We start from the raw sequence: 21,983 nt of genomic DNA, 5'->3' as shown, positions 1-21,983 counted from the left end.
GCGGAATTGCACAAACACTGCACCAGMTWGGAATGATTCATCAGGRTCAGGGCAACTACGAAGAAGCAGTGAAAAAGTATAACCAGTCACTGAAAATTAAAGAAGAGCTGGGAAACAAAAGCGGAATTGCAMWAACACTGCACCAGATTGGAAAGCTTCATAAGGATCAGGGCAACTACGAAGAAGCAGTGAAAAAGTATAACCAGTCACTGAAAATTAAAGAAGAGCTGGGAAACAAAAGCGGAATTGCACAAACACTGCACCAGATAGGAAATGTTCATTATTCTCAGGGCAACTACGAAGAAGCAGTGAAAAAGTATAACCAGTCACTGAAAATTTCAGAAGAGCTGGGAAACAAAAGCGGAATTGCACAAACACTGCACCAGATAGGAATGATTCATCAGGGTCAGGGCAACTACGAAGAAGCAGTGAAAAAGTATAACCAGTCACTGAAAATTTCAGAAGAGCTGGGAGACAAAAGCGGAATTGCAGGAACACTGCATCAGCTTGGAATGATTCATCAGGATCAGGGCAACTACGAAGAAGCAGTGAAAAAGTATAACCAGTCACTGAAAATTAAAGAAGAGCTGGGRAACAAAAGCGGAATTGCAATAACACTGCACGCGCTTGGAATGATTCATCAGGATCAGGGCAACTACGAAGAAGCAGTGAAAAAGTATAACCAGTCACTGAAAATTAAAGAAGAGCTGGGAAACAAAAGCGGAATTGCACAAACACTGCACCAGATAGGAAATGTTCATTATTCTCAGGGCAACTACGAAGAAGCAGTGAAAAAGTATAACCAGTCACTGAAAATTTCAGAAGAGCTGGGAAACAAAAGCGGAATTGCACAAACACTGCACCAGATAGGAATGATTCATCAGGGTCAGGGCAACTACGAAGAAGCAGTGAAAAAGTATAACCAGTCACTGAAAATTAAAGAAGAGCTGGGAAACAAAAGCGGAATTGCAATAACACTGCACGCGCTTGGAATGATTTATCAGGATCAGGGCAACTACGAAGAAGCAATCAAAAAGTATAACCAGTCACTGAAAATTAAAGAAGAGCTGGGAAACAAAAGCGGAATTGCAGGAACACTGCATCAGCTTGGAAATGTTCATTATTTCCAGGGCAACTACGAAGAAGCAGTGAAAAAGTATAACCAGTCGCTGAAAACATTTGAAGAGCTGGGAGACAAAAGCGGAATTGCAATAACACTGCATCAGCTTGGAATGATTCATCAGGATCAGGGCAACTACGAAGAAGCAGTGAAAAAGTATAACCAGTCACTGAAAATTAAAGAAGAGCTGGGRAACAAAAGCGGAATTGCAMWAACACTGCACGCGCTTGGAATGATTCATCAGGATCAGGGCAACTACGAAGAAGCAATCAAAAAGTATAACCAGTCACTGAAAATTTCAGAAGAGCTGGGAAACAAAAGCGGAATTGCACAAACACTGCATCAGATAGGAAATGTTCATTATTCTCAGGGCAACTACGAAGAAGCAGTGAAAAAGTATAACCAGTCACTGAAAATTTCAGAAGAGCTGGGAAACAAAAGCGGAATTGCAATAACACTGCACGCGCTTGGAAATGTTCATTATTTCCAGGGCAACTACGAAGAAGCAGTGAAAAAGTATAACCAGTCGCTGAAAACATTTGAAGAGCTGGGAAACAAAAGCGGAATTGCAGGAACACTGCACGCGCTTGGAAATGTTCATTATTTCTAGGGCAACTACGAAGAAGCAGTGAAAAAGTATAACCAGTCACTGAAAATTAAAGAAGAGCTGGGAAACAAAAGCGGAATTGCAATAACACTGGGACAAATGGGAAGAATATACGAAGAAGAAGAGGAGTACGAACTTGCTCTTCGAGCTTATTCCACTGCTTTTGAAATATTCGATCAGCTGAGATCTCCTTATATAGAGCTGGCACGAAAAGACATTAAAAGATTAAAAGGAAAAATGGATAAAAAAAGACAGAGTGGGAGAAATAAGAAAAAATGGTGGAAGATATTTAAAAACTGTCTCGAAAAAGTAAGGGATGAAAGATGACTATTGAGCTTATTAAATGCCCTCATTGCTGGTACAAATATAAGACTGATGTAGAAAAAGTTGTTAAAGACGGAGAAACAGTTGTAGTGCGTGTGGGGTTTTCTGATATAAAGGATAAACTCAGGAGAAAAACTGCTAAAAGCTTATTTATAGATCTCACTTGCCCCAATTGCAAGAAAGAATTTGAATATGAAGTGAAAACATGAATAGTGAGGATTCCGGAGAAAAAGGTGCTGAAGAGGAAGCTCCTGTAAGGGAAGCGGAACCGAACCCTTTCTGGAAGCAGAATGCCGAAAAAATTGTTGGGGAATCCATTTCCAGCGTGGAAGACACTGCAAAACAGTTTGTTATCATAACAGGGCTGCTAGAAGGGATTTATTTCCATGCCATAACGTTTTCCGATGTAAAAAGCATGGAAGGAGTTTCAGTCCTGATATACGCGGCTCCGCTTGTTTTGTGGCTCATAAGCCTGATTTTTGCGTTAATGGTGCTGGTCAGGAAAAAATATGGTATAAACATAAATTCAAGCCGGGATTCTAAGAAAAAGTTTGAAAAGATCCTGGAAGGGAAATATAAGCTTATACGGATATCCGGTTTGTTTTTGGTCCTCAGCTTTGTGGCACTTACTATTGTTCTCCTGGATTACCTGGGGATTATTTCTTATCACACATTTTGAGATGTGGCAGAATTCTTCAGTGTAATTGTTCCAAAAATAATTATTTCTTCTTTTAGGTTTGCGTCTTCTCAGTCTTTTTTCTCAGTCTTTTTTTCGGAAAAGCCGGTCGCTTGCGACCGGTGAGAGTCTGGGGCTAAGATAAAGCAATAACCTGATAGCCCGCGAAAAGTAAATTCAGCGATTCTCAATTGTTTTTCCTGTTATGAATAATTTCACAGCTTACCTTTCCTCTGACTGTGCAGTCCCTGGAAAGCTTTTCTTTCGGAGAAAGGGGGCCGTTTTTTCTGGCATCCTGGCGGATCTTTTACTCTTCATCCATTTTACAGGCCCTGAGGAGATTTTCGGCTTTTTCGGAAAAATGGAGGTCCATCTTCTTCGCCTGCCAGGATTAACTTTTCAACATATATCGCTGGCTTTTCAAATAAGCCCCAAGTCACAACAATTCTGAAAACTGAAAAAGATTTTATTCTATAAATCCAGAATACGGAATGAATATTATTTCACGAATATTATAATATTGAAGGGGGAGTAGAATGAGTAATATGAGTAAATCTGTAGAAGTTCCTTATATTGCATCAAATCTCGAAAGATGTATGTGTTCGCAGTGTCCTGTGCAATCCGAGAGTGCATGCGCATTGGAAAAAATGGGAAACTTCAAAAGTGAAGCGAAAAATTTAGGAGAAGGTAAATCTCCATCGCCGAAAAGTGTTCCTGGAGTCTACTGTTCGGCAGGTGAAGCTGCCTGTAAAGACTTAAATCCTAACAAAGACTGCATTTGTTATACCTGCGCTGTCTGGAAAGAGAACAATCTAGAGAATGCAAACGTAGTTAAGTATTACTGCAATAACGGGAGAGCCTGATTCCCTTATTTTATTTTTTTAGGATTTATGCAGCTGAACTGAAAAATCAATAGCTATTAAATCTTTTAACTATTTAAAACGCAAATTAAAACCATAGCGTTTACTGTAATTGATTTTACTGTAATTGATTTTACTGTAATTGATTTTACTGTAATTGATTTTACTGTAATTGATTTTACTGTAATTGATCTTGAACCCCAGGTGCGTAATTCTTAACTGCATTAAATTCTATAACTACTTATCTCGCTTATTTTTCGTACAGGATTTTTTCTACTGTGGCCACAAAATTTTCAAAGTTTTTCTGCCACTCCGTGTCATGTTCAAGCATTTCCAGGACAACTGTGCCCTTATCTTCCATTTCTGCGACTTTTGGTTCTATAGGAAGTCTGGCAAGGATAGGGATGTTGAAATCTTTCGAAGCTTTTTCCACTCCTCCATTCCTGAACACTTCTATCGGCTTGCCGCAGTGGGGGCAGACCAAACCATGCATGTTGTCAACAATGCCTATAATAGGGACATTGAGGTTTTTAGAAAAACCGATTGATTTACGGACGCTGACGAGAGCTACGTCCTGAGGAGTTGTTACAAGTATTGAACCGTCAATATTGGGGATCAACTGGGCCAGGCTCAAGGGTTCATCTCCTGTGCCCGGAGGCAGATCTATAATCAGAAAGTCAAGTTCTCCCCAGACAACGTCTTCCAGTAACTTTTCGATAATCCCCATTTTTAATGGTCCTCTCCATATGACGGGAGAGTCTTTATCTTCGAGTAGAAAACCTATAGACATCAACGAAAGATTGGGAAGGACCTCAACTGGCATTATGCCTTCTTCGCTAACTTCTGGCTTCATAGATTCCATGCCGAAAATCGTGGGAATGGTCGGGCCGTGAATATCGCAATCCAGAAGTCCCACTCTATATCCATGCAGAGCCAGTCCGATAGCCAGGTTTGCTGCAACTGTGCTTTTCCCAACTCCGCCTTTTCCACTCATAATCAGGATTTTACGCTTGATGCGTCTGAGGTTGACTATCATTTTGGGTTCAGTGGACTTTTTTGATAAGCTTACCAGTGGTTGAACCGGATCTGTCATTTTGATCTCCTGTTTAAATTTCCCCTTTTCCCGTTAGTTATCTCTTTAAAGGAAAGCGTCTTCACTAATAAAGGAAAGCATCTTCGCTAATAAAGGGAAGGTATCTTCATTAATAAAGGAAAGCATTCTCACTAATAAAGGAAAGCGTCTTCACTAATAAAGGAAAGCATCTTCGCTAATAAAGGGAAGGTATCTTCATTAATAAAGGAAAGCATCCTCACTAATAAAGGAAAGCATCTTCACTAATAAAGGAAAGCGTCTTCACTAATTAGTTGAAAGAAATTTCATGCCAACTTTCATGCCAACTTTCATGCCAAATAGTTACGATAAATGATATATTTCCAGGTTTGTATTGCATTAGTAGATATTTTTTATTGTTTTTCAAGTTTGGCGATATTACAAATTTTGAGATAGCATTTAAATTTAATAAACTATATATTTTTTTAAATTAAAGAAGATACTCAAGCTTGTGAGTGGTCATAACAATATAGTAAAGTTAGGCATATCGCCATCAAATAGAGGAGCTTGAGGGGGATTATGACAATAGACCTGGAGCTATTTCCGTCAACAAATCCGAATCCTATACTCAGTGTTGCAAATGATTGCACTGTCCTTTACTCAAATAAAGCTGGTGAGACCTTATTACATGAATGGGGTATGGCAGTAGGAGAGAAACTGCCGTCCTATATCGAAGGTGTCGTAAAGAATGTAATTTCCCTAAATAAACCTGAAAAAATAAAAGTTGAAACGAGAAAAGGAGTATATCTTGTTGGGTTTTACCCGATACCTGAAGAAAAATGCGTAAACATTTATGGATTCGATATAAGTGACTGGAGAGAATTTGAAGAAAAACTTCCGGAAAGTGAAGCTGGTGAAGTGGCAAACCTTGATCTGACTGATATTATTGATGTTCCAGCGATCCAGTCTCTCATGGATGATTTCTATAGGCTTGTTCACATTCCCGTGGGCCTGATCGATCTGAAAGGCAATATTCTTGCAGGCGTCGCATGGCAGGATATCTGCACAAAATTTCATAGAATTCACCCCGAAACCTGCAAAAACTGCATAGAAAGCGACATAAAGCTATCCGTTGGCGTCCCCCCTGGAGAGTTTAAGCTTTACATGTGCAAGAACAACATGTGGGATGTAGCGACCCCAGTCATGGTAGGCGGTAAGCACGTTGCCAATATTTTCTCAGGACAGTTCTTTTTTGAAGGGGAACCTGTGGACTATGAGCTTTTCAGATCCCAGGCTAGAAAATATGGTTTCAACGAGGAGGAATACATAGCAGCGTTTGAAAAAGTTCCACGGTTAAGTAAGGAATCTGTGAACAAAAAAATGGCATTCTTCGTGAAACTTGCCAACATACTCTCACAACTAAGCTACAGTAACTTCAAGCTTTCCCAGTCGCTTGCAAAAAGCGATATCCTTGTGGATAAGCTAGAGAAAAACAGGGAGGATTTTGATCGTGCTCAAACCGTGGGAAACATCGGAAGCTGGCGTCTGGATGTGCGCAAAAACAAACTAACCTGGTCTGATGAAAATCACCACATCTTCGGTGTCCAAAAAGGTATCCCTTTAACCTATGAAACTTTTCTTTCAAAAGTTCATCCGGATGACAGGGAATATGTTGATAGGAAATGGAAGATGGGATTAGAAGGCGAACCATACGACATAGAACATCGAATTGCCGTAGACGGTAAGATCAAATGGGTGCGTGAAAAAGCATATATTGAACTTGACAAAGACGGGATGGTAACCGGCGGCTTTGGTATAACGCAGGATATAACTGAGCGCAAAAAAGCAGAAGAAGCCCTTAAAAGAGCACATGGTAGTTTAGAAGCAAAAGTTAAAGAACGTACATCAGAGCTTGAAAAGGCTTATGAATCACTTATGGAGGAAGAGAGAAGACTCTCTGAAGCCCAAAAATTATCTCATATTGGAAATTGGGATTGGAATCTTGCAACTGATGAAATGTACTGGTCTGATGAGATGTGTCGTATCTTTGGGTGCGCTCCCCAAAAGCTTTTTCATACATATCGTGAGCTCTTAAACTTTACACATCCCGAAGATCGAAGCTATGTGGATAATGCCATTAAAAGTGTTTTAACTGGAAAATCCTTTAGCATTGATCACAGGATCTCAGTTGATGGAGAGGAACGTATAGTCCACGCGCAGGGCAAAGTTGTTTTTGATGAGACAGAAAGTCCAATTCGACTGAGGGGAACAATTCAGGACATTACAGATCGCAAAAAAACAGAGGAGAAGATCAGAATATTAGCGGATGCTGTGGAATCATCAAATGATGCTATTGTAACAGAGTCTTTTGATGGTACTATTACCAGCTGGAACAAAACGGCAGAACATATTTACGGTTATTCTGCTGAAGAAATTCTGGGTAAAAATGTCTCAATACTGGAACCGGATAATCTTAAAGGGGAAATAAAAAAGATAATTAAAAAAGTTAAACATGGAGAAAAAGTCCATCATTACAGAACTTTACGGCTAAAAAAAGATGGCACAATGACAAATGTTTCAATAACTTATTCTCCAGTTTTTGATGCTTCTGGAAAGTTGATTGCTATCTCAGCTATTGCAAGAGATATTACTGAGCAAATCAATGCGGAAAGACTACTTGTAAAAGCTGAAGAAGCCAGAAAAAAAGAAATCCATCACAGAATTAAAAATAATCTGCAAGTGATCTCTTCTCTTCTTGACCTGCAGGCTGAAAAGTTCAGAAGCCGAAAATATGCTAAGGATGTGGAAGTTCTTAACGCTTTCAAAGAGAGTCAGGACAGAGTAATGTCAATTGCCCTTATCCACAAAGAGCTCCATGAAGGCAAAAGAACAGATACATTAAACTTCTCGGCATACCTTGAAAGGCTTGTTGAAAATCTGTTCCAGACTTATAGAGTTGGAAATGTCAATACGAGCCTGAACGTCGAGCTGGAAGAAAACATTTTCTTTGATATGGATGTCGCTGTTCCACTTGGAATAATCATTAATGAACTTGTTTCAAATTCCCTGAAGTACGCATTTTTAGGCAGAGATAATGGGAAAATTCAAATCAAACTTCGCAAAGAAAACTCTGTAAAGCAAGCAGATAAAGAGCAGGGAAGAACAAAAGAAAATTATGACGGCACTGATTTTACTTTAATAGTCTCAGATAACGGGACTGGTATTTCTGAGGAGTTTAATATAGAAGATTCCAGCTCTCTTGGTTTACAGTTAGTGGAAGTCCTGGTAGACCAGTTAGGGGGCAAAATTGAACTCAAAAGAGGTTCTGGGACTGAATTTGTTATAAGGTTCAAGGTGCCAGTGCAAAATTGAAAAAAATAGTAAAATCGAATTCTCATACAATGATCAGTTGACGAGAATTCATATATTGTTTGTTCGCTATGCTATTGCATTTAAACATCAGAGGCAAGTAATATATAATTAACTTGGATTAAATTTCAATCGTGTAGATATATCAGTTGAGATTGAATTTTTTAATGAGATTTATTATTTTAACCTCAAATAATCGAAGCAGTTAATTGCACGCCGACCATCAAGTGTCAGAGAAAAAGTATTTTGTAGATAGGCAGCCCCGGATTTTTGTTGAGCCGATAGAATAGCAGCAATATCGTCAGCACTGCAACAAGGCTATATTATACAGGCATACACAACCTATCTGCCCTTCACCCGGACCACCTGCAAGAGAAGAAGAAATCACGGAGAATATCATGTCCATTTGCTATATGTCTCCTTAGTTCTGGCTGTGTTTAAGTTCTGGTTGTCGCTCATGTTTCCTTCTTAAACACACATGATATTCTTCGAATAAATGTGTCGTACCTGTAAACTGAACTTCAAGAGGATGATACACAAGATGTTACATCAGCATCAAAAGCTGCTGCCGGTTTTCGGGTTAGTCTGCAAGGTTGCATAAGTAGATATCATTATCATCCGCACTATCAACATAGTTCTTGTCTATTCCCCATACAACAATGTTATCGTATATTTCTGGCGTCGTATAAACGTCTTCAGGATACTTATATACCAGTGTACTTTTTCCTGTTGATATGTTATACACATATACTCCAGGTTTGCCTTCATAATCATCAACGCATTTATTGTATACAATTTTCTCATCCTGTATGTCAATGTGCGTCCCTGTACTGGCACCGTACTCATTCCCAGATGGATCGGTGTCAAGTTGATGTGTGACGTCTACGGTTTTCTTTGTTGATATATCATACATCGCAATATATCCCTGGTGATTATATACGTCAGCCCAGATGACTTTATTACCCCATATACGTGGTATATTTGGATCTCCAGATGAAGTGACAGTTATTTTTTTCTTCGTATTAATATCATACATTCTGATAACCATATCCGCGTTTGGATCTTCCGAATAAGAATAATAAACCACTTTTGTGTCGTAGATATCGGGATTACTACCACTTCCGATTTTAGTCTGTTTGGATTTAGATATATCCCTCAGATACACACTTTCATTTGCACTCCAGACAACTCTGTTGCCGTAAATAGCAGGTTTGCTATATTGGTCTACATTCCGTGTGATGTAACTTTTTGTGGCTGTTGGTATATCGTACACAGCAAGTCTTGGTCTTCCACTGCTTTCATCACGCCACACTAATTTGTTGTCATAAATATCAGGACATGATGCTCCAGAAGAGCTAACCGTAGTGTCTGTTTTGTTGGTCAGGTCGTATAGATGAATAACAACTCCATTTGTCCATACTACCTTGTTACCATAAACAGCAGGATCGTATCCAGTACCAATTTTCGTAACTTGAGACACTGAAGATGCAGCTGAGATTAAAATCAAAAAAACAAAAATCAGGAATACTGAAGCTAAAGCTATTGAACATAGCCTCCCCTTATTTTTCATTCATTTTCCCCCAACTAGCTTTATTTTCAAAGTTAATGTACAGTTTGTAGTTCAGATATTTTCAGGTTATGTAATAATATCTGAATCATCTATTACTAAAGTCACATTAATCCAAACCTGGACTATTTACCCAGCCAATTATGTGATAAATCAGTAAAGAGACTAAGTAGATATTATATAATTTTACGAATAAAAGATTATCTAATCTTTATTGCATCAATTTTTTTAGGAACTAAAATGAGTTCAGACCTGAAAATTTCAGACCTTACTGTTTTAAGTTTTCAGTTACATTGGAACATAAGGTTTAACAGCAACATGAGTTAATGAACTATTTATGGGGGATAGGGAAAAAAATGTAGGGTTTGCTGCGGCTTTGAACATACTCTTCACATTCATAGAACTGATTGGAGGATTCTTAACAAACAGCCTGGCACTGATAGCTGATGCATTGCATGATTTTGCTGACAGTTTTGCGTTAATAATAGCCTGGTATGCAGAAAAGAAAGCAAAAAAACCTGCAACAAGTAAAATGACTTTTGGATATCGAAGGTTATCTCTCTTATCTGCAACGTTTACTATTATTGTACTTGTAGCCGGGTCGTTGTTTGTACTTACTCAGGCCGTCCCGCGTCTGATCAGCCCGGAACCTGTAAACGCCGAAGGAATGGTTTTAATTGCAGTCATTGGAATTACCATAAATGGCCTGGGATATTTTCGATTAAAGAAAGGGATAAGCCAGAGTGAGAAAGTATTATCCTGGCATCTTCTGGAAGACATTTTGGGATGGATAGTCCTGCTTATCGGGTCGATAATTATACGGTTCTGGGACAAACCAATTATTGATCCTATAATGACAATCGGATTCACTGTTTTTGTATTATGGGGAGTTTCTAAAAACGCAAAAGAAATATTTAACCTTCTTCTAGAAGGAGTCCCTGAGTATATCGACATTGATGAGATTAAGAAATCTATCTTATCGGTTGAAGGAGTGAAGATGGTTCATGATCTCCATATATGGTCTCTGGAAGGAGAAACCGTTCTTTTAACAGCTCATGTAGTTGTGGAAGACAAATATTTACAAACACTGGATAAAATGAGGCAATCTATTAAAAGCAATTTAGAGGGACATCACATAGAGCATTCAACCCTTGAACTTGAAGGTGAAGGACTTTGTTCTGCAACAGAATGTCTTTTTGAATCGAAGAAATAATGCACAAAGGATAGCAGCAAAAAGGAATGAAATTACATAGAAGATCTAACAAATTTTTAAAAATTTAAACGAATTGTCAAGCTCAATTAGACCAAAAAGAAGGAAAATATTCAGTATCAATTAGTGAATGCTGTCAAACTAAGTTCTAAACCAAAAAACGATATCATTCAATTCTCACCAGGCGCTATCATGAGCCATAATTACTTGAATATGTTCCAAAAACTTTAGCATGGAAAATATTAGTTTTTGTAAAAATACTGCTGAATGTGGGTATTATTAAAAAATAAGGAATTTTGAGGAATCTAGCAAATCATCAATCAATTCGTGAGTTTACTATGTTTCTCAATTAATTCGTGAGTTTACTATATTTCCTCAATTAATTCGTGAGTTTACTATATTTCCTCAATTAATTCGTGAGTTTACTATATTCCTCAATTAATTCGTGAGTTTACTATATTTCCTCAATTAATTCGTGAGTTTACTGTGTTTATTTACTGGACTTTAATATATCCGGAAATAGTTTTAGTGCTACTGCCTTTAGCATTCTTTACTGTTAAGCTTACAGTATATTTTCCGGCTTTRCTGTATTTATGCGCAGGGTTCTTGGATGTTGAATAAGTTTTATCTCCAAAGCTCCATTTCCATGAAGTTGGACTATTGGTACTTTTGTCAGTAAACTGCACATTCAGSGGGGCTTTTCCGGAGGTCGGTTTTGCAGAAAAAGCAGCAACCGGAGCTTTCAGCGTGTTTACAACAATATAGTTCTTTATTGTTTTCGTACTGCTTCCTGCAGCATTCTTTACTGTTAAGCTTACACTATATTTTCCGGCTTTAGTGTACGTGTATGYAGGAYTCTTCGATGTTGARGTTTTTCCATCTCCAAAACTCCATTTCCATGAAGTTGGACTATTGGCACTTTTATCAGTGAATTTTACTTTCAGTGGTGCATATCCTGAAGTTGGGGAGGCAGAGAATGCAGCAACAGGTTTTACAGGAGCTGTTTTTACAGTTATATAGTTCTTTATTGTTTTTGTGTTTGTTCCAGCTGCATTCTTTACTGTTAGACTGACAGTGTATTTTCCGGCTTTAGTGTACGTGTGTGCAGGATTTTTGGATGTTGAAGTTTTTCCATCTCCAAAATTCCATTTCCATGAGGTTGGAGAACCTGTGCTCTTATCAGAAAACTGAACCTTAAGGGGCAAATTTCCAGAAGTTGGAGATGCAGAAAAAGCAGCTACAGGGAGGTCTGAACCGAGAGTAGCCATGTAGATGTCGCCGGTTACATAACGGTCACTATATTGCCATACTATATTATTACCGTAAATAGCAGGATAGTATGCCGATTCTTTGGCGCTGATTTTCATTTCCTGTTTAGTGGAAATATCATACATGTAGATACCATGATTTGTATTACCATCATCATCTCCACCATCATCCTCCCACACTATTTTATTGCCATAGATAACAGGACACGCCTGAACACCTGAAATGTTAGTTATCTGAGTTTCTTTTTTAGTGGAAAGATCATACATGTAGATATCATCATACATGTTATCCGACCAATTGAAATCTGCACTATAAACTATCTTGCCGTCGTAAATTTCAGGCACACCAATCTGGCCTTTACCCCAGTCGATTTTAGCGATTTGAGTTAGGGTTTTTGTGGAAAGGTCATACATGTAGATATAGTAGTTTCCACCGTTGAATGCATCAAAGTCTAACCACACTATCTTATCACCATAAATGGAAGGACTGTGCGCTGAGCTTTCCGTTGGTATTTGAGTTTCCTTTTTTGTGGAAAGATCATACATGTAGAGGTCATACCAACTTTCCCTCTCATTAAAAGCCAGCTTGACATACACTATCTTGTTTCCATAGATGTCAGGCGTCGATACTTCGCCGCTTGTAGGAATCCGAGTTTGTTTTTTTGTAGAGAGGTCTTCCATATAAATGTCATGACCTCCGTTGCGCCCATCCTCCCAAACTACCAGATTTCCATAAATAGMAGGAGTTATCTGATCTGTTGTATTGGTAGTGTGAATTTCTTTTTTAGTTGAGAGATCAAATATRTATATRTCCCAGTTTCCATTGCGGTTATCCTGCCACACTATATTGTTACCATAGATATCTGGATTGGATGCCGTTCCATGGTTGGTTATCCGAGTTTCAGTGATTGCAGACGAAGAAGCTGCTGATGCCGTAGATGGAATCAGAATTAAAAATAAAATCAGAACTGTTAATACTGAGGTTACTGAATATAATTTTTTGTTAATTTTCATTATCCTACTCCTTTTTTTTATATATTTACCATATAAAAATGTTAATATTTTTAAGTTGTTTAGATTCTTAAACTTTTTTATTAAAATCCTAAATTTGTAAAAATCAGGTAATTGTAAAAAATTATAGAAAGGTTTGTCAAGGAATAAGGATAGAAGAGAAACAAATCTGCAAAGAAATAGCTGGCTGCACTGGTGCAAAGAAGTAGGAGGAGAATTTTGAAAATCTTAAACAAGCTGAAAATAAATTAATAAACTGGATTATGAGAGTCAGTTACTGAAAATTGTAAAAAAAGGTAATTCTCAAGTCTGACTAAAAGAATACTTTTGCTTTTTTAGTAAGACTTGCTCGATGACTCTCACTGTCCTTTATCCTTTACTTTTTTACTGTTTTTAATTTAGGGAATTCATTATTTACTGAACTTTAATATATCCAGAATATATCCAGAAATAGTTTTAGTATTACTGCCTTTAGCATTTTTACTGTCAAACTAACGGTATACTTCCCTACATTTGAATAGTTATGAGCTGGACTTTTGGCTGTTGAGTTTGTCTCGTCTCCAAAAGTCCATTACCATGAAGTTGGTAAACCTGTACTTCTGTCATAAAACTGTACCTTAAGTGGGGCTTTTCATGGATTTGGAGATTCCAAAAAAGCAGCAACAGAAAATATCGGGCCTTCAATTATCTTGTTTCCGCTGATTTCGGGGTTTTGAACATTTTTGACTGTGACTCCGGAGGATGAATTCGAGGTATTCACATTTTTTAAGATATTATTTTGTATTTTCACAGCACCATTTTTCAAGGAATTCCCATCGATATATATTCCTTCCCGGCCCAGATTTTCAAAAGTGTTTTTAGAAATATCTGAGTTTACCCCGTTTATTAGAAACTTCTGATACACTCCCTGATGAGATAGATTGCTAAAAGTGTTCTCACTTATTACTATATCCTTGAAACCTCCATAAAATGGGAAAATAATTCCACGCGTCCCATTGTTTTGAATATTATTCCTTATTATAAGTATCTCATCGGTTCCATTTCCTCCTTCATACATATTACCCAACATATCATTAAATGTATTATTTTCGTAAACGTGTACTCCGTTACCTACAGCGCCGCGTGCAAATATCCCTCCATATCCGCCAAAAACTTCATTGTTCGAGAAAGTCGACTGTTGGGTACCATCTGAAAATGCAAAATAGAATGGAAGCTCTTGCGGTGACCTGTATTCTAAAAATGTACAATAGTATAGGGTTTCAGATGTTATTTGCGGGTATATCTTGTTTCTAGTTACGACAAAATCAATAGTATCAGCGTGGGCATCAACAACATTAGAGCCGGTGATACTTGCTCCTATTAGAGTATTGTTGGCAATAAAGACATCTCGACTTAAAGACTTAAGTTCAGCTGAATTTCCTGTTATAGCATGCCTGCAATTCTCTATGTGATTCTGTTCTATATTAGCAAAAGCCGTACCGCTAGCTACGTTTACACCATACCCAGAATTGGGGAGAGTTGAATTGTAAATCTCATTATTATTAACACTCACATTAAAACAGGAGTAAAGACAAATAGCACCGAAACCACATTCATTAAACCAGGAGTCAGTGACAGAACTATCCTTGCAATATTGCATAGCCAGTCCATGATGAGACATAGCCTCACCTGTATCCTCTAGCCTTATATTTTTTATATGTATTTGAACAGGTCTGTACACCTCGACATTTACAGTCTCGGATAATTTGTAGTCTCTAAGAAGTGGTTGATTTAAAGTAACAACATTTCCTGTTACACTTTTAACAGCATAAATTTCTCCTGTCATTTGGTCAGGATAATTATCAGGATAATTTGAAGGGCACCAAGGAACATTTTTCCAGATTTTAATTAAGTCATTCTTGCTAACCTTGGAAGCATCAGTTAAGACCACTTGAGATGAGTCTTTCCTGGCATCAGTACTCAGGGTTCCGCTTGTTATCTGTGACCCACCGAAATAAATATCGTTATATTCTGTATTAGAAGTTTGAATGTGAAGAGTTACGTTTCCTTCTCCTATTATATTCAGGTTTTTATTTTTTTGAGATATTCCTTTTGTGATATAGTAGTCCCCTTTGCGGATAGTTATTGTATCCCCGCTTTTTGAGTAATCCAGTGCCGCTTGAATACAGGCTGCGTCGTTTGCATAGTTAGGTGTATGAAAAAAACCTGGTTCAGCGGGTCCAGTTTCTTTGTCAATCACGCTATTTGCCGCCAAAACTGCAGGGCTAATTAACACAAAACAAAAAAAAGTAATAATAAATATTGTCATAAAATCTTTAAAGTTTTTCATTGAAGATTCCTCCTAAACCTATTTAACTTAGAACCTATTTGAAAAGTGTTGTTATCACTGACTTTTACAACTAGTGTTGGGTAACCGCAAAATATCGTATAAAATCAATTACAATTATTCGGAATCAGTGAATCCTTGAAAATTGACGCAACACTAGCACATTCAGAACTGGAGTGTGCACTCAATATTAGAGGTCGGTTCTAACCTAATATGCCGGTGTTGACCTTTCAGAAGACTCTAAGAGGATTTCAACAAGATAAGATTAAAAAATTTCGTATCCTCTTTACATTTCGACCCTCTCTCAAAAAAAGATGATTTTTGCAACAACTAAACAAACTTATTGAATCAGATATGGGCACATGCTCAACAAAATCAATGATTTCAACTTGAGTCCTAAAATGTTCAAAAAATATGATAAATGTTAGGGAAATCGGTGCAATTTGTCACGATTTTACCCTTAACCAAAGGTGCATGAATTTTAGTTTACAGTTTTTAGTCTTCCTTCCTGCCATATCCCCCGCCGCCTGGGGTTTCGATCACAAAAAGTTCTCCTGACTTCAGCTCAACTTCTGCCTGACCTCCAATGTAGAGAACACTGCCGTCCCTGCGGACAATTGCGTTTCTTCCGCATTTTGCAGGCATTCCGCCTTTGAGCCCGAAAGGCGGGAATTTCCTGTGGCTTGAAAGAATGGCAGCATTCATATCTTTCAGGAACCTGAGCTTTCGGACAACCCCATTTCCACCTCTGAACTTGCCGTCTCCACCGCTTCCTTCCCGGATGGAAAATTCCTCAAGCAAAACCGGAAACCTTGTTTCAAGTATTTCAGGGTCGGTAATTCTGGAATTGGTCATGTGCGTATGCACAGCATCAGTTCCTGAAAAACCCGGACCTGCCCCTGAACCTCCACAAATGGTCTCATAGTACTGAAAATCATCATTTCCGAAGGTGAAATTATTCATTGTACCCTGGGAAGCCGCAAGCGTGCCAAGAGCGCCGAAAAGGGCATCAACAATGTACTGCGAGGTTTCAACGTTTCCTGCAACAACAGCAGCCGGCGGCTCGGGCCTTAGCAGGGAACCCTCAGGAATAATAATCTCAAGCGGCCTCAGGCAGCCCGCATTCAGGGGAATATCACTTTTTACAAGCGTCCTGAAGGCATAAAGTACAGCAGCTATGCAAACCGATGCAGGAGCATTGAAATTATTTGAGAGCTGGGGAGAAGTGCCTGTAAAATCAATTATAGCACCCCTACGCTTGCGGTCAATCGTAACCTTCACTTTAATTACGTTCCCGTCATCAAGTACATAAGTAAATTCCCCATCTGCAAGCCTGTCAATAACCCTTCTGACCTCTTCCTCGGCATTATCCTGAACATGGCCCATGTAAGCTTCAACTGTTTCAAGGGAAAATTCTTCAACCATCCTGAGCAGTTCGGAAAGTCCCTTTTCATTTGCTGCGATCTGGGCGCGGATATCGGCAATATTCTGGTCAGGGTTTCTTGCAGGGTATTTTCCCGAGCCCAGCCATGCCTTTAGCCTTTCTTCACAGAAATGGCTCTGTTTTACGATTTTCATGCCCTCGCTCAGCACCCCTTCTTCGGCAATGATCCTGCTACCCGGAGGCATAGAACCCGGGCTGATCCCTCCGACATCGGCATGATGGCCTCTGGAAGCCAGATAGAAAATAATTTCTCCAGAGTTTCCAAACATTGGGGTAACAACCGTGAAATCCGGAAGATGGGTTCCTCCGTGGTAAGGGGAGTTGATCAAATATATGTCTCCGGCGTGCATTTCCTGCAATTGCGTCCTGATAAGTGCTTTTACACATTCTCCCATTGAACCCAGATGTACAGGGATATGAGGGGCATTTGCTACCAGGTTTCCCTGACTGTCAAAAAGCGCACAGGAGAAGTCCAGCCTCTCCTTTATGTTTACCGAATGGGCCGTGTTCTGCAGGGTAAAACCCATCTGCTCGGCAACTGACATGAATCTGTTATTAAAAATCTCAAGCATCACAGGATCAACATTAGTTCCAATGGCTGTATGGGTTGGAAGCGGAATTTCGCGTTTAAGGAAAAGGTGGTTGCGTTCAGTAATCGTGCCTTCCCAGCCGGGTTCGAGCACAATGGTTGTGTTTTTCTCTATGAGCACTGCCGGGCTACTTACATGGGTTCCGGGATTGAGTTCATCCCTCTGAAAAACCGGGGTATCATGAAACTCACCATTGCTGTACATCCTCACTGTAGCGACAGGAGAGAAAACAGGATTCTCTTCCCTTTCCAGCACAGGGTCCAGGACCCTCTCATTAATTCCGATGGTCTCTACGGAAACTGCTTCAACAACCATGGCTTTGCCTTCCATTACAAACCCGAAGCGTTTCCTGTGAGCGTCCTCAAAATCCGCCCTGAGACCAGCCGTATCCGCAAAATCGATAACAAGCTGAGTATCCGAACCTGCATAACGCATATGCACCTTATAAAGTGCAGTAATTTTTGCTTCCTGCACGCCCTGTTCGAGCATGAGCAGGAGACCTTCATTCTCAAGCTCGGAAAACACTGTTTTCAAACTCCCTACCAGCGTGTCCGAGAGCTCGCTGCCTATATAGCGCTCTTTAATAAGCCTCTGGTCTGCAAGTCCCATTCCATAAGCCGAAAGCACACCTGCATACGGATGAATGAAAATGCTTTTGATCCCAAGGCTGTCTGCAACCCTGCAGGCGTGCTGGGCAGCAGCTCCTCCGAAACAGCAGAGGGTATATTCTTTTATGTTGTATCCCCTCTGGACAGAGATTTTCTTGATAGCATTTGCCATATTCTCAACTGCAACCGAAAGGAAGCCTTCGGCTACCTGCTCAGGTGTCCGGATATTGCCGTCATTTTTGCCTTTGCTTGAAACCTTTTCTGCAAGGTCCTCGAATTTCCTGCGCACAAGCTCGGAGTCAAGGGGCTGGTCAGCATTGGGCCCAAAGATTCTGGGAAAAAACTCAGGCTGCAGTTTTCCAAGCATGACATTGCAGTCAGTGACCGTAAGCGGCCCACCTTTTCTATAACATGCCGGCCCAGGGTCCGAACCAGCAGAATCCGGGCCTACCCTGAACCTTCCTCCCTCGTAGTGAAGTATGGAACCTCCGCCTGCTGCAACCGTATGAATGCGCATCATAGGCGAACGCAGGCGTACTCCTGCAATCTCGGTTTCAAGGCTTCGCTCGTATTCCCCGCTGTACTGAGCTACATCCGTAGATGTGCCACCCATATCGAAAGTGATTATTTTTCTTGCCCCTGCCATTTCCGAAGTTGCAACTGCTCCAACGATCCCGCCGGCAGGACCGGAAAGGATACAGTCCTTGCCCTGAAAAGTTTCCGCATCCGTAAGCCCTCCGCTGGACTGCATGAACATGAGCCTGGGACTTCTTTTAGCTTCATTCTCTTTTCCGTCCCCACTATATTTTTCTGTCCCATCTTCACTTTTCACGCTATCATTTTCTTCCCTCTCCCCATTTTCGTTTTCCTCTTTTCCTTCTACCAGGGATTCCTGTACCATATTAACGTACCTGCGGAGTACAGGAGAGAGATACGCATCCACTACGGTTGTTTCCCCTCTACTTACGAGTTTAATTAACGGGCTTGCCTGATGGGAAAGGGACACCTGTGTAAAACCGATTTCTCTGGCAAGCCTGCCGAGTTTGAGTTCATGCTCAGGATACCTGTACGCATGCATAAGTACGATTGCAGCCGAGCGAATCCCGGCTTTGAAAGCTGCTTCAAGTGCTGTTTTTGCGTTTTCGAGGTCAAGAGGCACAAGCTCTTTTCCATCGGCTCCGACCCTTCCGGAAACCTCAATAACCCTTTCATAAAGCTGTTCCGGAAGTTCGATTTTCTGAGCAAAAATATCCGGGCGGTTCTGGTACCCGATTCTTAAAGCGTCCCCGAACCCCCTGTTTATAACAAGTACAGTCCGTTCCCCTTTCCGTTCAAGAAGAGCATTTGTGCCAACTGTTGTTCCCATTTTCACGGATTCTATAATTTCAGCAGGTAGAGGTGCGTTTCCGGGCAGCCCGAGAATCTGCCGGATACCGTGCATGGCTGCATCTCTATAGTGACACAGATCGTCGGAAAGAAGCTTGTGCGTAATCAGTTTTCCATCAGGGCTGCGGGCTACGATATCAGTAAACGTGCCTCCGCGGTCTATCCAGAACTGCCATCCGGCTTTGGGGGACATGAAGAGAATAATGTAGAGGTGGTATTAATTGTTAATTGGGGTTTGAAGTTTGAGCTTGACTTTTATGAACGTTAGAACTTGTTCCAAAGCCAATGCAAGAAGGCTATTTTTTAGAATATTAGCTTTGCTGTAAGTATAGTATAGTTTAAGAAAAACGCACATGATATTCTTCGGTTAACACTTGTACAAAAAAGAACAGATCTAAAAAATAAAGCTCACTCAATTCTTGCATCTGAAATGTTAAACCTGAAGAATATGCTGACAGACATTTTGAGCAAGAATGGCAGAATGATCTTATCAGGAATCTCTTCAGGTAAGACTGTTGATCAGATTATTGCAAGTCTCTCTCCAAATGTTCGTAAAAAAAGTGATCAAATAAGAAAAATTCTTGAGCGAGAAATCTCTCAAAGTGCTACATTCAGACTTTAATGTTACTTTTTAGTAAAGTATAAATCTACACAGTAAAAAGTATCTACTAACAGTCAGGTGAAGGTTTTGTTACAACTACTTTTTAGAGAGGAAACATGACTAAAAAGGTTGTGGAATATAAACTTGAACAGGGTGGAGTTGTTTTAATTGAAGTGGAAGAAACAGATATAGAGAAAGGTAGAATTCCAGTCTCAAGAGAGCCAGGAGTACCGGAAAAAGCAACAAAGGAGTTTGACAAAGCTTTAGATGAAGTTAGACCTGTTGCAGATACAATTATCCAGAAGCTTAAGAATCTTGACAGTAAGCCTGATAATATAGAGATTGAGTTTGGAATTAAAATGAGTGCAGAAGCAGGAGCCTTAATTGCGGCTACAGGCATAGAGGCAAACTTTAGGATCACTCTTTCCTGGAAGAGGGCATGAGGTTGTTTAAATGAGTGATTCACGTGAATCCTCAATTGTAAAAGTTCTATCTGATCAGGAAAAACTTACTGTTGGTGCTGGAGTTCTGATTGGAAAGAAGTGGGTACTCACCTGTAGGCATGTAGTTGAAACTGCTTTGCCTATTGCTAAAAAAGGTGATAAAATATATTTGACTTTTTTTCGTCATGAATCTGCGGAACCTATAGAATCTTATGTTCATTATTTGGCAAAAAAAGAAGAACCTGATTTCGCTATTCTTGAACTTGAGGAAGAAGCTCCTCAATATGCCAGCATAGCGAAGCTAGTTACTAAGAATTTTATGGGTCGTGAACTCCACGCATGTGGTTTTCCATATGGAGCAGACGGAGTATGGGTTCAATTAAATGCATTGGGATCTGCAGATTCTTTTTCAGTCCAGATTGATATTACTAGCAAGTCTCGGTATAAGATAAAAGGAGGATTTAGCGGGACTCCAGTTTTTGATGCTAAATTAGATGATGTCTTCGGAATGGTTGTAACTGGAGACAGTGATGAAGAGATATTTTCAGGTTGTTTTACACCTGTAGATTCGATATTAAATGTCTGTAAAAAGCATTCAATTGATAAGGCTTTTGAATTTTTATGTGAATTAGATCCAATAGAGACACCTCTTGGTAAAATAGCAAATCTCATTGTTACATTTCTTCAAAATGTACCATTCGATAGACAAAGAAGAAATGAAACAATTAAAGCTATTGCAAATACACATAACGTAGATTTAAGACGGTGGTCGCGAGACGAAGACTTATGTTTTCCCCTTGCAATGGCAATGCTTAATATGGGCATTGAAGAATTTTCTCCAATTTTGCATGAATTGGGCGACGTAGGTATTTTAGATTATAAAAACATAATAAAAATTTTTGAACTTTTGAAACCATATTGGGTAGATTCTAGGTCAGCTTCCTGCATATATGAACGTGCTTTATACCCGAATAATAGTCAAGCCATAGCTCTTAATGCCAGTAAGAGTATTTCTGCAGAACTATGTATTCGTCGCGCAAGTTGTCGTCATCCTAACATGTGGCCTATGTGTACTCCTTCAGATGTATTTGGAGCAGATGCTGCCAATGAAATTGTGGATGAAATATTATATGAGTTTTTGCAGCAAATGTTAAAGACTCAAGATATTGATGAGATTTTTCCAGAACTGGATTTTAATGCTATGGACCCAGATCAACAAAGAGAAGAATTAAAAAGTTTGATATGTTCTTATAAGACGACAAACCTCCAACCAGTGTTTTTTGTTTTTAAATATTCGAATAAAATTGTGAAATTACTACCTGCTGTACAAGAGAAGCTTCCTTGCGTTACTTTATTTTTATTAACAGAAGACAGATATCCTAATCCGGTAGATTTAGGAGGCTTTGATTGCGAATTTTTGTTAGACTTTGGTATTAAACGTGAAAATAATATGATTCGTCATATAAACAATACTAAATCTTCATTTTCTATATTCCGTAATAACAGTTAACTAAAAAAATTA

13 protein-coding genes and 3 pseudogenes are annotated in these 21,983 nt (G+C 39.4%); 10 read left to right on the top strand and 6 right to left on the bottom strand.

Features of this window, described 5'->3' with window-relative positions; genetic code table 11:
- The 5 genes and pseudogenes from FXW07_RS00355 to FXW07_RS00335 form a co-directional block, all read left to right on the top strand.
- Positions 1 to 1,730 (top strand): tetratricopeptide repeat protein (locus FXW07_RS00355; protein WP_229393232.1); only part of this gene is annotated, 1,730 nt, incomplete at its 5' end.
- Positions 1,731 to 1,742: 12 nt separating this feature from the next.
- A pseudogene (locus FXW07_RS00350) lies at positions 1,743 to 2,054 on the top strand (tetratricopeptide repeat protein); the annotation flags it as partial.
- Complete coding sequence (locus FXW07_RS00345; RefSeq protein ID WP_229393228.1) at positions 2,051 to 2,260, top strand: hypothetical protein; 210 nt, start codon at positions 2,051 to 2,053, stop codon at positions 2,258 to 2,260. The pseudogene FXW07_RS00350 and the gene FXW07_RS00345, both read left to right, overlap by 4 nt.
- A complete protein-coding gene (locus FXW07_RS00340; RefSeq protein ID WP_229393226.1) occupies positions 2,257 to 2,730 on the top strand; it encodes a hypothetical protein in 474 nt (157 codons plus the stop codon). Before FXW07_RS00345 ends, FXW07_RS00340 begins: the two co-directional genes overlap by 4 nt.
- A gap of 533 nt (positions 2,731 to 3,263) precedes the next feature.
- Entirely contained in the window at positions 3,264 to 3,590 is a 327-nt protein-coding gene (locus FXW07_RS00335) for a DUF2769 domain-containing protein (RefSeq protein WP_048120749.1), read from the top strand.
- A 247-nt stretch (positions 3,591 to 3,837) separates the two neighbouring features.
- Here FXW07_RS00335 and FXW07_RS00330 read toward each other — a convergent pair whose 3' ends face one another.
- Positions 3,838 to 4,680 (bottom strand): Mrp/NBP35 family ATP-binding protein, encoded by an 843-nt coding sequence (locus FXW07_RS00330; protein ID WP_229393224.1) that lies wholly within the window; start codon positions 4,678 to 4,680, stop codon positions 3,838 to 3,840.
- A gap of 537 nt (positions 4,681 to 5,217) precedes the next feature.
- Between FXW07_RS00330 and FXW07_RS00325 the strand changes: the two genes are divergently transcribed.
- Positions 5,218 to 8,010, top strand: coding sequence for a PocR ligand-binding domain-containing protein (locus FXW07_RS00325; protein WP_229393222.1), 2,793 nt, complete (start codon positions 5,218 to 5,220; stop codon positions 8,008 to 8,010).
- A gap of 577 nt (positions 8,011 to 8,587) precedes the next feature.
- On the opposite strand, the gene FXW07_RS00320 is transcribed toward FXW07_RS00325, so the two are convergent.
- Positions 8,588 to 9,577, bottom strand: coding sequence for a hypothetical protein (locus FXW07_RS00320; protein WP_229393220.1), 990 nt, complete (start codon positions 9,575 to 9,577; stop codon positions 8,588 to 8,590).
- Positions 9,578 to 9,911: 334 nt separating this feature from the next.
- Here FXW07_RS00320 and FXW07_RS00315 point away from each other — a divergent pair, with 334 nt between their 5' ends.
- Positions 9,912 to 10,787, top strand: a complete 876-nt coding sequence (locus FXW07_RS00315) for a cation diffusion facilitator family transporter (protein ID WP_229393218.1) — start codon at positions 9,912 to 9,914, stop codon at positions 10,785 to 10,787.
- Between the two features lie 491 nt (positions 10,788 to 11,278).
- On the opposite strand, the gene FXW07_RS00310 is transcribed toward FXW07_RS00315, so the two are convergent.
- The 4 genes and pseudogenes from FXW07_RS00310 to FXW07_RS00295 form a co-directional block, all read right to left on the bottom strand.
- Entirely contained in the window at positions 11,279 to 13,066 is a 1,788-nt protein-coding gene (locus tag FXW07_RS00310; protein ID WP_229393215.1) for a PKD domain-containing protein, read from the bottom strand.
- Positions 13,067 to 13,487: 421 nt separating this feature from the next.
- Positions 13,488 to 13,590 (bottom strand): annotated as a pseudogene (locus tag FXW07_RS00305) (hypothetical protein); the annotation flags it as partial.
- A gap of 104 nt (positions 13,591 to 13,694) precedes the next feature.
- Positions 13,695 to 15,392, bottom strand: coding sequence for a right-handed parallel beta-helix repeat-containing protein (locus tag FXW07_RS00300; protein WP_229393213.1), 1,698 nt, complete (start codon positions 15,390 to 15,392; stop codon positions 13,695 to 13,697).
- Positions 15,393 to 15,884: 492 nt separating this feature from the next.
- Positions 15,885 to 19,610: a hydantoinase B/oxoprolinase family protein gene (locus tag FXW07_RS00295; protein WP_229393211.1), complete on the bottom strand. Its 3,726-nt coding sequence runs from the start codon at positions 19,608 to 19,610 to the stop codon at positions 15,885 to 15,887.
- A 168-nt stretch (positions 19,611 to 19,778) separates the two neighbouring features.
- On the opposite strand from FXW07_RS00295, the pseudogene FXW07_RS00290 reads away from it, so the two are divergent.
- The 3 genes and pseudogenes from FXW07_RS00290 to FXW07_RS00280 all read left to right on the top strand — a co-directional run.
- Positions 19,779 to 20,036, top strand: a pseudogene (locus tag FXW07_RS00290) (IS110 family transposase); the annotation flags it as partial.
- 98 nt (positions 20,037 to 20,134) lie between these two features.
- The gene (locus FXW07_RS00285; protein WP_229393208.1) at positions 20,135 to 20,461 is read left to right on the top strand and encodes a CU044_2847 family protein; all 327 of its coding nucleotides are present in this window, start codon (positions 20,135 to 20,137) and stop codon (positions 20,459 to 20,461) included.
- Positions 20,462 to 20,471: 10 nt separating this feature from the next.
- Positions 20,472 to 21,971, top strand: a complete 1,500-nt coding sequence (locus FXW07_RS00280) for a serine protease (protein WP_229393206.1) — start codon at positions 20,472 to 20,474, stop codon at positions 21,969 to 21,971.
- Positions 21,972 to 21,983 lie beyond the last annotated feature (12 nt).

Source organism: Methanosarcina sp. DH1 (assembly GCF_020804205.1).
GTDB classification, from domain to species: Archaea; Halobacteriota; Methanosarcinia; order Methanosarcinales; family Methanosarcinaceae; genus Methanosarcina; species Methanosarcina vacuolata.
The sequence above is the reverse complement of the archived record's forward strand: the minus strand, read 5'-3'. Positions and strand labels throughout refer to the sequence as shown.

What these genes read in the sequence shown, in the direction of transcription:
- FXW07_RS00345 (WP_229393228.1), top strand. Translation starts at nt 2,051, where the DNA reads ATGACTATTGAGCTTATTAAATGCCCTCATTGCTGGTACAAATATAAG.
- FXW07_RS00340 (WP_229393226.1), top strand. Translation starts at nt 2,257, where the DNA reads ATGAATAGTGAGGATTCCGGAGAAAAAGGTGCTGAAGAGGAAGCTCCT.
- FXW07_RS00335 (WP_048120749.1), top strand. Translation starts at nt 3,264, where the DNA reads ATGAGTAATATGAGTAAATCTGTAGAAGTTCCTTATATTGCATCAAAT.
- FXW07_RS00330 (WP_229393224.1), bottom strand. Translation starts at nt 4,680, where the DNA reads ATGACAGATCCGGTTCAACCACTGGTAAGCTTATCAAAAAAGTCCACT.
- FXW07_RS00325 (WP_229393222.1), top strand. Translation starts at nt 5,218, where the DNA reads ATGACAATAGACCTGGAGCTATTTCCGTCAACAAATCCGAATCCTATA.
- FXW07_RS00320 (WP_229393220.1), bottom strand. Translation starts at nt 9,577, where the DNA reads ATGAAAAATAAGGGGAGGCTATGTTCAATAGCTTTAGCTTCAGTATTC.
- FXW07_RS00315 (WP_229393218.1), top strand. Translation starts at nt 9,912, where the DNA reads ATGGGGGATAGGGAAAAAAATGTAGGGTTTGCTGCGGCTTTGAACATA.
- FXW07_RS00300 (WP_229393213.1), bottom strand. Translation starts at nt 15,392, where the DNA reads ATGAAAAACTTTAAAGATTTTATGACAATATTTATTATTACTTTTTTT.
- FXW07_RS00295 (WP_229393211.1), bottom strand. Translation starts at nt 19,610, where the DNA reads ATGTCCCCCAAAGCCGGATGGCAGTTCTGGATAGACCGCGGAGGCACG.
- FXW07_RS00285 (WP_229393208.1), top strand. Translation starts at nt 20,135, where the DNA reads ATGACTAAAAAGGTTGTGGAATATAAACTTGAACAGGGTGGAGTTGTT.
- FXW07_RS00280 (WP_229393206.1), top strand. Translation starts at nt 20,472, where the DNA reads ATGAGTGATTCACGTGAATCCTCAATTGTAAAAGTTCTATCTGATCAG.